At 56.5% G+C, this 12,361-nt stretch carries 11 protein-coding genes; 5 read left to right on the top strand and 6 right to left on the bottom strand.

Annotated elements, in window-relative coordinates; genetic code table 11:
• Window positions 1-45 precede the first annotated feature (45 nt).
• Genes PFY00_RS11250 through PFY00_RS11235 form a run of 4 tightly spaced genes read left to right on the top strand, consistent with a single transcriptional unit; the run spans window position 46 to window position 3,963 of the window.
• The gene (locus PFY00_RS11250; RefSeq protein ID WP_271432646.1) at window positions 46-465 is read left to right on the top strand and encodes a YciI family protein; all 420 of its coding nucleotides are present in this window, start codon (window positions 46-48) and stop codon (window positions 463-465) included.
• 31 nt (window positions 466-496) lie between these two features.
• Complete coding sequence (locus tag PFY00_RS11245) at window positions 497-1,162, top strand: GntR family transcriptional regulator (protein ID WP_271432645.1); 666 nt, start codon at window positions 497-499, stop codon at window positions 1,160-1,162.
• Between the two features lie 3 nt (window positions 1,163-1,165).
• Window positions 1,166-2,464 (top strand): malonyl-CoA decarboxylase, encoded by a 1,299-nt coding sequence (locus PFY00_RS11240; protein WP_271432644.1) that lies wholly within the window; start codon window positions 1,166-1,168, stop codon window positions 2,462-2,464.
• A complete protein-coding gene (locus PFY00_RS11235; protein ID WP_271432643.1) occupies window positions 2,461-3,963 on the top strand; it encodes a malonate--CoA ligase in 1,503 nt (500 codons plus the stop codon). The genes PFY00_RS11240 and PFY00_RS11235 overlap by 4 nt, the downstream gene beginning before the upstream one ends.
• Before the next feature lie 106 nt (window positions 3,964-4,069).
• Here the strand turns inward: PFY00_RS11235 and PFY00_RS11230 are convergent, their stop codons facing one another.
• From PFY00_RS11230 to PFY00_RS11210, 5 genes are all read right to left on the bottom strand, one after another.
• Window positions 4,070-4,459: a hypothetical protein gene (locus PFY00_RS11230; RefSeq protein WP_271432642.1), complete on the bottom strand. Its 390-nt coding sequence runs from the start codon at window positions 4,457-4,459 to the stop codon at window positions 4,070-4,072.
• Window positions 4,460-4,484: 25 nt separating this feature from the next.
• On the bottom strand, window positions 4,485-5,630 hold the full coding sequence (locus tag PFY00_RS11225; RefSeq protein ID WP_271432641.1) for a patatin-like phospholipase family protein: 1,146 nt from the start codon (window positions 5,628-5,630) through the stop codon (window positions 4,485-4,487).
• Between the two features lie 90 nt (window positions 5,631-5,720).
• Complete coding sequence (locus PFY00_RS11220; protein ID WP_271432640.1) at window positions 5,721-7,157, bottom strand: SUMF1/EgtB/PvdO family nonheme iron enzyme; 1,437 nt, start codon at window positions 7,155-7,157, stop codon at window positions 5,721-5,723.
• Complete coding sequence (locus PFY00_RS11215; RefSeq protein WP_271432639.1) at window positions 7,158-8,711, bottom strand: hypothetical protein; 1,554 nt, start codon at window positions 8,709-8,711, stop codon at window positions 7,158-7,160.
• A gap of 217 nt (window positions 8,712-8,928) precedes the next feature.
• Window positions 8,929-9,759, bottom strand: a complete 831-nt coding sequence (locus PFY00_RS11210) for a helix-turn-helix domain-containing protein (protein ID WP_271432638.1) — start codon at window positions 9,757-9,759, stop codon at window positions 8,929-8,931.
• Window positions 9,760-9,935: 176 nt separating this feature from the next.
• Here PFY00_RS11210 and PFY00_RS11205 point away from each other — a divergent pair, with 176 nt between their 5' ends.
• Window positions 9,936-11,252 carry a cytochrome P450 gene (locus PFY00_RS11205; protein ID WP_271432637.1) on the top strand — a complete coding sequence of 439 codons (1,317 nt, stop codon included), beginning with the start codon at window positions 9,936-9,938 and terminating at the stop codon, window positions 11,250-11,252.
• Here the strand turns inward: PFY00_RS11205 and PFY00_RS11200 are convergent.
• Window positions 11,239-12,192, bottom strand: coding sequence for a BadF/BadG/BcrA/BcrD ATPase family protein (locus tag PFY00_RS11200; RefSeq protein ID WP_271432636.1), 954 nt, complete (start codon window positions 12,190-12,192; stop codon window positions 11,239-11,241). The two genes, PFY00_RS11205 and PFY00_RS11200, sit on opposite strands and share 14 nt — an antisense overlap.
• Between the last annotated feature and the right edge of the window lie 169 nt (window positions 12,193-12,361).

Below are 12,361 nucleotides of genomic sequence, written 5' to 3'. Positions count from 1 at the left end.
GAATGACATTCCAATTTGACAGATTTCTGCCCACAATATATCTCGATGTCAAATAATATCGATATTTTGGAGTTGCAGATGGTTTCGTGGACAAACTACAAATCAGAAGCCAAGGCGCGCGGCGCGCTTGCGTTGGAGCTCTATGCTGCGGTGAGCACGCCGGCAGGCGAACCCGAGGATGTCAAAGCCAACCTGCCCGCACATTTGGCGTATCAAGCAGAGCTTGAACGGTCAGGGAACCTTGCCTTCGCGGGGCCGATGTCCGATGAAAGTGGTGACAACATGCAGGGTATCGGCCTGATCATCTATCGCGCCGAGAGCTTTGAAGAGGCAATAAGCCTCGCTGAGGGTGATCCGATGCATGCAAGCGGTGCGCGCAGTTTTGTGCTCCGCAGATGGTTGATCAATGAAGGGTCGCTCACCCTGAGCGTTGGTCTGTCGACTGGCCACGCGGTAATGGGCTAGGCCGCGCGGAAAGCGCTTTGGGAGACACTCGATGAACATGGTGCCCAGCACGCAAGGCAAAGAAGCCTCCACAACGCGGGAATGCTATCTGAAACTCCGCCAGCTCATTCTGGCCGGAGATTTGCCGCCGGGCAAAAAGCTCAAGATCGAAGAGTTGCGTGCATTGCTCAAGACGGGGGCAAGCCCGGTGCGCGAAGCGCTGAGCCTTCTGACCTCGGACATGCTGGTCGAGCGGATCGATCAACGGGGGTTCCGCGCCGCGCCTGTCAGCAAGGCGAACTTTCAGGAAATCCTTACACTGCGCTGCTCGCTTGAAGACATGGCGCTGCGGGCCTCTATCGTCAACGGTGACACCGCTTGGGAAGAGCGGGTCGTGCTGAGCCATCACCGGATGAGCCGCACCGAAAGAAACAACACCGAGCTGTTCGAAGAAGTGCACAAGATGTTTCATATGGCGCTGCTGAGCAATGCGGACATGCCGATGCTCTTGCGCTATTGCGACCAGCTGTATGATCTCAATATCCGCTATCGGTATCTCGCCGCTGACGGACCCAGATATGGCGAACGCAGCGTTGCTGCAGAGCATGAAGAGATTTTCGACGCAACGCTGCGGCGGGATGCCGACGCTGCCTCTGAATTGTTGATCAGCCACTACAGACGAACGGGTGAATACTTCATCTCGCAGATGGAGGGCTGATCCATGCGCCGCAATTGGGTCTTCAGTGATCTTCTGCCGCGTATTTTCGAGCGGTCTGGCAACGTGGCAAGACATACAGATCGGCGCAGCATGGAGGAATTGTGCCAAGCGCTGCTGTCCGAAGAGGGCGAGGTTTCCGGCTATGCGCTCGCTGCGACGCTGCTTGATCGCTACCGTACTGCCGATGAACAAACACGGCTCGGCTTTTTCAAATACATGAACACGCATCTTGATGTGGATGCAGATCGCGTAGCAGATCTCGCCAAGATCTACGCGGACGACCCAAGCCCCGAGGCCTTCCGCCTTCTTTGCGAAGTTTCGGAGCCCGGTCGTCAGGAGCTCTTGCGGAGATTGAACCAACCGGTAGGCGCGACCCGCGATCTGGTTGAAATGCGCGTTGATCTGCTGCGGTTTGTCAAAGACCACCCGGAGCTTGCCCGGACAGACTTCGATTTTGTGCATTTGCTGAAGTCGTGGTTCAATCGCGGCTTTCTGGTTCTTGAGCAGATCACTTGGGCGACCCCCGCGCGGATTCTCGACAAGATCGTTGCCTATGAGGCGGTGCATCAGATCAGTGATCTCGAAGATCTTCGCCGCCGGCTTGCCCCGAGCGACCGGCGGTGCTTTGCGTTTTTTCACCCGTCCATGCCTGAAGAGCCGCTTATTTTTGTTGAGTTGGCTTTGATGAATGGCATCCCGGATTCAATCGAGGATCTTTTGGCTGATGACCGACCTGCCATTGCTCCTGAAACAGCGGACACTGCGGCGTTCTATTCGATCTCGAATTGCCAAAAGGGGCTCGCCGGGATCAGCTTTGGCAATCTGTTGATCAAACAGGTGGTCGCGGAGCTATCCATGCAGCTTCCGGGGCTTCAGACCTTTGTCACCTTGTCACCGATCCCGCGCCTGAGTGATTGGCTACACCAGCAAGAGCAAGATCCTGAACTGGGTCCGGTGGCCCGCGACGCGCTGGATGGCAGGGTGAGCGATGATACTGTGGGGCGACTGGCTGCACGTTATTTGCTCAGCGCAAAACGCTCTGACGGATTGCCATTCGATCCTGTGGCCCGTTTCCATCTCGGAAATGGCGCCGAAATCCATGATATCCATTCTCACGCTGATTTGTCCGAAAAGGGCAAGCAGCAATCCCTGTCAACGATGGTGAACTACAAGTATGATTTGGCCGCAACCGAGCAGAACCACGAGGATTTCGTGCTGAACGGAAAAATTGCTGCGACGAAGACAGTCAAAGCCATGGCGCTCGGTTCATTGGACAGCACGCAAAAAGGAAAAGTCGCGTGAACAATACGCTTTATGATGCCCTGATCGCCCCCCACGCGCAGGAGGAAAAGCCGTTTCTGGTTTGTGACGACCAAAGCGAAGTCACGTTTCAGGGGTTCGTTGAAAGAGCTGCACAGATGGCCCATGTGCTGGCCGGACAGGGCATGCAGCCGGGTGACAGGGTGGTGGTCCAAGCGCCCAAGACCGCCGATATGCTGGCGCTCTATGCAGGCACGGTGCAGGCGGGCTGCGTATTCATGCCGTTGAACACATCCTACACGCTTGCAGAGCTGACCTATTTCGTGACGGACGCAACGCCGAAACTGATCGTTTGCGAACCCGGAAGCGAAGAAGACATTCAGCAGCTCGCCGCGAAAACGGGCGCGCGTGTGCTAACCCTGTCTCAGGATCAAACGGGTAGTCTGACCGCCGAAGCAGATCAGCAGCCGACTGAGTTCGACACGGTTGACCGCGGACCCGATGACCTTGCTGCGCTGCTGTACACCTCGGGAACAACGGGGCGCTCAAAGGGCGCCATGCTCTCGCATAAAAATCTTCTGTCGAATGCGGCTGTTCTGACGGATCTGTGGAAAATCACGGACAAGGATCGGCTGATACATGCTTTGCCGATCTTTCACACCCACGGCCTGTTTGTCGCGATCAACACCAGTCTTCTGGCCGGCGCGCAGGTTCGTCTTATGCAGGCCTTTTCGCTCGATACTGTATTTGCTGAACTTCCAAGGTCCACTTTGATGATGGGGGTTCCGACCTTTTACACCCGATTGCTGGATGATGCGCGACTTGGTGAAGCGGTCGTATCCGGAATGCGGCTGTTTATATCCGGCTCCGCGCCATTGCTTGCCGAGGTCCACCGCGCATTTGAAGACCGCACCGGGCACGCGATTCTTGAACGCTATGGGATGACCGAAACCAACATGATCACCTCGAACCCATATGATGGTGATCGTATCCCCGGAACAGTGGGGTATCCGCTGCCCGGAACCGAGGTCAGGATCACGAATGCCGAAACCGGTGTGCCGCTTTCTGTCGGAGAAATCGGCATGATCGAAGTGCGCGGTGACAACGTGTTTCAGGGCTATTGGAATATGCCCGAGAAAACCGCCGAAGAGCTGCGCACCAACGGTTTCTTTCTGACCGGGGATTTGGGCCAAACAGACCAGGACGGCCGGATCACGATCGTCGGGCGCGCAAAAGACCTGATCATCGCCGGTGGCTACAATATTTATCCCAAGGAAATCGAGGATGTTCTCAACGACTTCGACAGCGTTCTTGAAAGCGCGGTCTTTGGAATTCCGCACCCTGATTTTGGTGAAAGTGTTGTGGCGGCACTCGTGGCGGACAAGGATCAAACCATCGACATCGATGCCATCAAAACTGGTGTTGAAGAGAAGCTTGCGCGGTTCAAGCATCCACGCAAGTATCTGATTTTGAATGAACTGCCCAGGAATACGATGGGCAAGGTACAGAAAAACCTGCTTGCCGCGAACCATCAAGACTAGCCTTCGGGGACGTTGTTTGACCGGGCCAATCGCGCCCGGGCAAACAGGACCATTCCACAGAGCGTGCCCACGTCGACACAAGCGTGTTTTTGAGCAAGGTTCTTAGTCACTCGTCAACTTGATAGAGTGCCGCAAAGTCCGCCTTGCTCATTGCCCAACCATCGATTTCGCGTTCGTCTCGAAACACGACCATGTCGCCGGCATGGTACTGCGTGAAACCTGACGTGGACTGGACCTGTCCGTCACTTTCGGCCTCTCTGGCCCATACGTGAGCGGTCTTTGTGTAAATGCCCTGGCTCACTTTTGCATAAGTTGCCTCGAAGGCCTCACCATCCACCGTGTAGACGTCGCCGTTGTTGTCGACGAGCCAATCGCCGGGGCGGACGATCTGTTCGCCGCCCCATTTTCGATAGGTGAAGCCATCGGTTTCCATATCGATTTTTATGGCCGTCACATTGGTTTGTTCGCGGCGGGTATATCGGGTGAGTTTGCCCATTCGACAATCCTTAGAAATGACCAGCTTATTTCAGATCAAACACCTTCGGGAAATGCTGGTCATCGATTGCGTTTTGCGCGTCCTGAGCCGCAAGGTCGTGGAGAAGTTGCATGTTTTCAGGTTCGTCCATAACCGTCAAATTGCTCAGGTGTTCGTCTGATATGCCCGGCTTCAGTTGGTCAACTTTATCGCGCATCAGGCTCAGATCATACCGTGCATAAGTAAACTGTGGTTTGCCCCCAATGCTGTCCTCGGCAAGGTCCCCCATTTCTCGGTCGATAATCCTGTGTGTCTGCCCGGTCGAGAGCCATTGGACGATTGTCTCAACCAGTGCGCTGGCATCATCCATGAGCGAAAGAAGCGCTTGAACCGCGCCTTTCGCCATTATCCATGTGGGATCTTTGCTGGGATCGCCGCGGCCTGTGCCAATTGATACAACCATCATCTGGTCAGCGCCTGTGTCCCAATTGACCTTATGGCCCTTTACAGTTGCATAGATGAATGCCTGCAGCGTCGGGTTGTTGAAGGGGCTGACACCGCCATCCACAAATTCGCCAACCGCCTGCTGCTGCCCAAGCGCTTCACTGATCGTGATCTGTTCGGGATTGAAGAAACTGGGTGCTGCGGTCGATGCGCGTACCACGCGCCACAGGGGATAGTTCTTGTTGGCCAGCCATTCGCCATCATGCGGCGCTTCGAAAAAGATGCCTTTGGGGTTGTTGCCAAGCACCCATGGGCTGCCGGTGTCCATCCGTTTGGTGACAACCAGCAATCCGGTTTTCAACTCGTTGCTGCCAAGGGTGGTATCCTCGCCCAACACGGCCTTGAGATGTGTGGTCAGTTTTTTGTGGCTGTAGCGGGCCCGTAAAATGCCTTTGCGCCACATGCTCTTGTAAAAGACTTCCCGACCAAGCTTGAAATAGATGTCCGTGATCTCTTGGACGGACATACCCCGTGCCAGTCCGGCAGCAATGATTGCGCCTGTTGAGGTTCCGGCGATCAGGTCGAAATAGTCGGCCAGTCTAAATTCATCTGACCCGCCCATGCGCGCGCGCAGCAGGTCTTCTACACGTTGCAGGTAGGCCAGCGTCACAATCCCGCGCAAACCGCCACCGTCCAATGCCAAAATCCGTTTCGGGCCCGGTGCTTGAAAATGCTCGTCTCTCGTCAATACTCGGTAGGCCAAAGGTAGTGTCCTTTCAAAACTGATACTCTCAAGTACAAACCCTTTGCACATCAAGTGTATGGTTGGTTGTTGCGATCAAGGTGAGAGGTCGCGTGCCACACGCATCCCGATGTTGTATCCAAGCACATCCGGCGCCAGCGGAACGCGTGCAGCAGGACGCAGAAGATCAATGTCTCCGATCCATGATCCGCCTTTCAGAACGCGGTCGCAGTTTCTTGGGGCATCTGAAACCCAAGGTCCGGCGCCGATGTTGTCTGGGCGGTCTCTGTGGCTGCCATGCCAGCAATCGGCGACCCATTCCGATACATTGCCAGCCGTATCGTAGAGCCCGAATGCGTTCGAATTGTATGTGGCCACTTCACTAAGGAGTTTGTCATTCTCAGGCTTTTGACCTGTGCAATCGTGGCCTCTGCGCCGAACATCAAGTGATGCAGGCATATCCGGGTTAAGCAGGTTGGCGTGCTGACAGGCGCCTTTCATGCCGGGGCCCCAAGAAAACACGGTGCGCGGCTGAACGCCGCCTCGGGCGGCATATTCCCATTCAGCTTCGGAAAGCAGCCGGTAGGGGCCTTCGGTGCTGCCACTGACCCTCAGGTTCAGCCACGCGATGTAATCCTGAGTGTCGTGCCAAGAAATGGTTTCGACCGGCTCATTTTTGAAGGCCTCGGAATAGACCAGTTCCTTGCACCGAGGCGCACCTTCGTCAGCCTGCCGGGTTGAAAGCACGCAGGCATGCCACTGTTCCTTGGTAATCTCGGTCATTGAGACAGCAAAGGCAGGGATTTCGACCGGGGTGGGCGGGCCCTCCCAATCGTTTGGTGCAAAGTCCTCTACATACCCGATTTCGTACTGCGCTGCTGGCAGCGGAACCATTTCCGGACAGCGGCTGTGATCATCACAATCGAGAAAGCCCTGGTCGGTTTGCATCGTCGTTGCGAAACTGCGGTCGACCTGCCGTTTGGCAATCATGTCGGCCACAAAGGAGGGGAAGGCCAATCCAAGCCCGACAACGGTCAGCAGGAAAGCGGCCGCAACCAGCCCGACACGCGCCAAAATACGCTGGCGGCGCGCCACCTTTGCGGCATTGGACACGCGCGTGATTGCCTTCTCGATTTGTTCGGCGGTGAACCCGGTTGGCAAAGGATCAGACAGGGCAATTCCCTGCACAGACGCGCACAGGGTTTCAAACCGCGCTTTTGCGCTGCCGGTAAGGTCTTTGGCCTGCGGGTTATCGACCAGCAGCGGAATGACCGTTTTGTTGCCGTAAAAAGACGATCGATATTCGGCAAAGCACTCTTCGGAATCCAACCAGCTGGACGTCACATAAAGGATCATCAGATCAGCACGAGACGCCTCGCGGCGTAGGGCTTCATCCCATGATGTTCCGCCTGTAATGTCCCGATGGTCGATAAAATGGTCTTTGTGGCCTTGCTCGATCAGCCAGCCTGACAGAATATCGACCGCTTTATCGTCATCGTCAGTGCTTCTATGGGAAATGAAGATACGTGGCATTCAACTGGCCAATGCTGCGGCGCGCGCTTGGAACCGGGCTTGAGTAAACACCTCGTAGTGACCCGCAACCGTCAAAGCAGATGTTGTGGCCCGGGCAGCGATTTCGTCTGGAACGTCAAAGACAAGTTCGCGACTTTCGCCGATGGATAGACTGCAAACCGGATCGCGCAGCGGAAAGACCTGATCGACCTCGTCGGCAAATTTCAGTGTCAGATAGCTGCCGGTCAGAAAGGTCTCTTCGTGTTCGCGCTCTGACAGGCGGAACCGTGTGCGTACGTCCGGAAAACGGCGTGTGTCTACGCCTGCCTTGTCGGGGCCATCGCAGGCCTGCAGAACCTTGCCGTGCTCAATCCACTCGCCTGCGCGGGGGCACCAGCTCTCGAGATAGGGGCACGAACAGCAATTGGCGTATGAGGCCAGAATGACCGCATTGTGCGAGCGTCCGTCGAAGGGATGCGCGACGCCGTCGACGATGACCCCTTTTGGCAGCAAGGCTGTGCCATATACTGCACGCGTCTGCCTGATCTCTTCCCCGTCCAGACCATGAGAAACGGGCTCTCTTCGAAAAAGCAGGCGTTGGACAACCATCATGCTTTGGGCCGGAGCAAGGGTGATCGGTTCAAAGTTGAAACGGATTTCCTGAGGTGGGGTCGCAGGATCGTAGAGGCGCAATCCTTCGGTCTGGTCCGCCGCACCAAACAGGTCATCGATCCTGACGGGGCGTGTGCCGTCGTTCCGAATGACGGCGACATCAACATAGAGCGCCGGCGGCATGAAGGTCGCGCCGCCACTGGCTTCAATGCTGCATCCCCCGACATGGAATTTCGAAAAGAAAAGCGGAATGAAACCCGGCACTGACCCGGCATCAATTTCGGCCAGCATGCGGATGTTTCCGAATTGCGCGCTGCTGCGGTCAGCTTCGGGATGTGCATCCCAGAGCGCGGTATAGTCATTGATCTTGGCCTCAAGATCGCTGAAATCGGACGGATTGGCGAACCTTAGAAAATTGCGCACTCTCGGTGCGTCCTCGGACATGTCCATCGCGCGACGCAGTTCGTCCGGCAGTGGGAACATCGGCAGCCCGTACACGTGCACGGTATCGTTCCAGACACCCAATGTCCGCCAACGTGGCCCTATTTCAGATCTGATTTCTTCAATATTGTAGTCCGAGCGACCAAAGCTGCCGGCAGCGCGCAGGTCATACTCCAGTTCAAGGTTTTCAGGTTCGAAGGCGAAGGAGTGTTTTTCGAATAGCCGGGTAAAGGTATCCAACGTCTTTGTCGGCACAAGGCTGTGTCCCTGCACCAGCGATTGATACTCTCCCATTTCTCTGGGCAAAGGGGCCGCACCGGCACTGTCAAACATGACATCGCTCAACCGCATGAAGGTCGTTGTGACCGTCTGTCGTTCGCCAACCTGGCACTGGTAGGATTTGGTCGGAACCCCGCCGATATTGTCGCGCCAGACATCGCAATTTGCCTGTGCCTTGCTCGCGATCAGTGCGGCGCTTGCCCCCAAGGAAGCAATTAAATCTCGCCGATTAACTCGAACCATCGCGGGCTCCTATGCGAAAGTGTTTTCTGAAATACTATCGCTATAATAGAAGTCGCATTCCGCACAAAAGACAACAAGTTTCCAGTTTTACCGCTTTGCCAGAGCCCTTTTCCTGTCGGCGCGATATCTTGAGGACATTGGTTCCAGACGATTGGCGAATTGCATCGAACGCCAGCCCGGAAAAGGTGCGCTGGTCGATCAAAGGCGCAACGAGATTCTAGAACCTCTCGCCAAGAAGCCGATAGCACCAGAACGCCTCATCCTCGGCGATCCGTTGGTTGAGGTGAACCGGCGAAAATCCGGTTACCCGTTTCAATGCGCGTCCCATATGCGACTGGTCCGCAAAGCCCGCGCTGGCCGCGAGTTCAACAGGTGCGGTCGATGGCTCGGTCGCGATCAGGGCATGCAGATCATCAATCTGTGCGAAGAGATTGAGCGTTTGCATGCTGTGGCCGGTCCACCGACGCACGCGGCGTTGTGCAGAGCGCAGGCTACGGCCTGTGCCGGATTGTGCGGCCCGGCTCATGAGGTAATACGTCCAGGACTTGATCCGATCAGACCCATTCCAGCGCGCAGATCGATCCGCCTGCAATGCAGCCGCCCAGGCGTCTTTCATTTCGTCCCAAAAAAGCGACCAGGCCTGTGCATCGCCGTGGGTTTCAAAATGCGCCAAGGCAGAGGGCAGGCAATCCGGCGGCGTGCCGTCAAATCCTCCGCCCAAGGTTGCCCATGCATCGGGGTAGAAGGCGACGGTCAAGCCAGCAATCGGGCCGGGGCTCCAACTCATGTGTGGTGCGCTTTTGGGTTTCGCGTACATACGCGCAGGGCTGACCGGCTGACGTTTGATCTGGTGCAAGGGCATCAGTTCATCGGCCACATGAAGCTGGCCCTCCAGCATGATCGACGCGGCAAAAAAAGGTGATGCGGGGAAGTAATTCAGCCGCTCCTCGTCCTGCAGGGCCACGCCGCGTGTATCGCGATAAATGCCCCCAACGATGCAACTGGCGAGCTCTTTTGGAGGAAAGATGAATTGGCTGATGGAGGACATTGAAGAGGCTCTGAAGCGCAGTGACGCAATCGTTCTATAGCCTGCCGCGCGAATGTGCCAGTTACTGAGCAACCAAAGAGGGTTCGCTTATGCTGCATTGAAGTCCGGTAGGGACACAGCCGCAGCGTTTTGAATCTGCTTTGTCTGGGAATGCTTTGTTCAGTCGGTGATTAGCCATGTCTTTTGAAGTTGTGAATGGAAACGCGTTTTACAAAAGTCTCGGGACCTTCCTACGGGAACTGTCGCAAGACTACGTCGGCAATCTGGCCGAGATACAGCGTCAGCACGGGGACCTTGTTCACTGGAAAGCGCTCAAAGGCTTTGTGAACTTCGCTTTCATCAGCGACGCCGCGACGAACCGCGAGCTGTTTGTTCGCAACACCGACGCTTTGGCCAAGTCGCCCTCGCAAATACAGACCTTTCTATACGCTGCTGGCCCCAGCGTGGCGACGGCCCATGGCGAAGACTGGCGGACCAAGCGCAAAGAAGCCAACAGTCTGTTTTCACGGCAGATCGTTGAGGCGTCCTGGCCCGGACAGGTGTCAGTCACACGCGACTTTGTGCAAAATTGCGGGACAGGGCCCCTGAATGCAATTCAGTTGTCCAGACGTCTTGCTGCTTTGACATCCAGTCGAGGCATTCTGGGCCGTGCCATTTCATTGGAAGAGGCAGATACACAAATCGCCTTCAGCACCGCCGCCTCGGATCGGTTCAATGCGGAGTCTGCGCATGTCTTTGCACGGCCGCATTGGATGTTGGCGCCTTGGCGAAGAGAGCTAAGACGCCGCAAGCATGAAGTCTTCCCGATTGTGAGAGCAGCGGTGGAGGATCTGCGCAAATCAAATGCGCCCAATGACGGGCTGATGAACCACTATGTGAACGGGGATTTCATTACATCGAACGATGATGAGATGTTGACGATCCTTGTGGGCCTTTTGATGGGCGCGCAGGACAACATCGCGTCAGCGGCCGGGTGGGTTTTGGCCTATTTGGCCCACCATCCGGAATTGCAGGCCCAAATTGGCGCAGAGGTTCAAACTGTCGGGGCAGGCGGGGCCGATCTGCACGGTTGCGCGCTTTTGAGATCTGCCGTGATGGAAGTGCTGCGCATGCGCCCACCGGCACCGGCGAACCAGCCGCGCATTCTGAAGCGACCGGTCGAGATTGCAGGATATACACTTCCCAAAAGGACGTTCGTCCTGAATTCGTTTTTCAACATGCATCACAACGCATCTGCCTTTGAGTCCCCAAAGACGTTTGACCCCTCAAGGTTTCTGGACAAGAAACTGGCAAGTTCGGCCAGTTTTGCACCATTCGGCCACGGCCCACGAAACTGCGTGGCGCAAGGCATGGCCGTGCAACAATTGATGGCCATCGTGGTCGGGATATTGCAGGACAGCCGACTGTCGCCCTGTGACAGCGCGTTCCCGGGAATGGAACAGAATCCGTTTTTGACACCAGCAGCGTTTAAGGTGCAGTTCAGCGCCGCTTAGCGCGACGCCACCGCGCGCGAAACTTTTCCGTATCCGGGGTCTGAGCGAGTTCCATTGCCATATGCATGGCCCCGTCCAAGGCGCTGCCTTTTGGCGGCTGCAAGGTCGCACGCATTGGGGCTGGCAGGTGTGCGGCATAGGCCGGGCCCAGGCCGCCAGACAGGCAAACCGTCAGGCCTTCAGTCCAGTCCAAGGATTTCAGCCCCTCGGCAATGTATCGGGCTCCGGCCTGCATCATGGCAACGGCGTTGTGGTCACCGTCTTCGGCGGCCTGCGTAATCTGCGGTGCAAGCGTCGCATAATCTGCGGGTCTTGCCAGGGCGCAAAATGCGACAATTCCGGTTGGCTGCCCGCCAAAGCGCGTCAGCAGTGCATCGATCAGGGGGCTGGTTTCTTTCAGGCCATCATGCACAAGCAACGCCGTTTCCAGCGCCTTTCGGCCCAGCCAAGCGCCCGATGCCTGATCGGACACTGCGAAACCCCAACCGCCGGCAAAGCGCGTGCCAGTGTTGGTGCGGCAGGCCAGAAATGAGCCTGTGCCAATTGCAGCCATCGCGCCCTGAGATTGGCCCAAGGCGCCGCGCAGCATGGTCGGTCGGTCTTCGGTTGCGATGATCCGACCGCAGGGCAGAGTAGCCGCCAGCCCGTCTGCCTGAGCCTTGGTTTGCAATCCGGCCAATCCCAGAACGATGGCACTGTCTAGGAGTGCGGCTTTGTCCAGATCGGCCTCGTTCAGCACATCGTCCAGTGTTTCGCGGATGTTCAGCGCGCTTTGTTCGGGATTGGTCGTCAGGTTGGCCGGGCCGCCCCGGGCCTCTGCCAGGACCTGTAGATTTGCCATATCGGCCAGACGGATACGGCATCCGCTGCCCCCGCCGTCCACCGCAATGGCAAAGGCAAGTGGGCCAGTACGGTTTGACGTTGTGGTGCCCAAAATCATGCTCTTGCCTTAACGCGACTGCGGCCTTCGCAAAAGACACTTTTTCAAAGTGCTGCCGCAATCAGAATTGTGGATAAGGTGCACAACGTAAGGAATTTCCCCGTTGCGGTTCCCGTCTCAATTGGACCATCTTCGCGCATCGAATGCAGTGCGTGAGGGTTTTGGCCCT

The sequence above is a fragment of the Thalassococcus lentus genome (assembly GCF_028023555.1).
Lineage (GTDB): Bacteria > Pseudomonadota > Alphaproteobacteria > Rhodobacterales > Rhodobacteraceae > Thalassococcus_A > Thalassococcus_A lentus.
This window is presented reverse-complemented; position numbering and strand designations above follow the sequence as displayed.

Bases quoted from the DNA above. Each gene is read 5' to 3' on its own strand.
- PFY00_RS11250 (WP_271432646.1), top strand. From the start codon at position 46: ATGTCAAATAATATCGATATTTTGGAGTTGCAGATGGTTTCGTGGACA.
- PFY00_RS11245 (WP_271432645.1), top strand. From the start codon at position 497: ATGAACATGGTGCCCAGCACGCAAGGCAAAGAAGCCTCCACAACGCGG.
- PFY00_RS11240 (WP_271432644.1), top strand. From the start codon at position 1,166: ATGCGCCGCAATTGGGTCTTCAGTGATCTTCTGCCGCGTATTTTCGAG.
- PFY00_RS11230 (WP_271432642.1), bottom strand. From the start codon at position 4,459: ATGGGCAAACTCACCCGATATACCCGCCGCGAACAAACCAATGTGACG.
- PFY00_RS11220 (WP_271432640.1), bottom strand. From the start codon at position 7,157: ATGCCACGTATCTTCATTTCCCATAGAAGCACTGACGATGACGATAAA.
- PFY00_RS11215 (WP_271432639.1), bottom strand. From the start codon at position 8,711: ATGGTTCGAGTTAATCGGCGAGATTTAATTGCTTCCTTGGGGGCAAGC.
- PFY00_RS11210 (WP_271432638.1), bottom strand. From the start codon at position 9,759: ATGTCCTCCATCAGCCAATTCATCTTTCCTCCAAAAGAGCTCGCCAGT.
- PFY00_RS11205 (WP_271432637.1), top strand. From the start codon at position 9,936: ATGTCTTTTGAAGTTGTGAATGGAAACGCGTTTTACAAAAGTCTCGGG.
- PFY00_RS11200 (WP_271432636.1), bottom strand. From the start codon at position 12,192: ATGATTTTGGGCACCACAACGTCAAACCGTACTGGCCCACTTGCCTTT.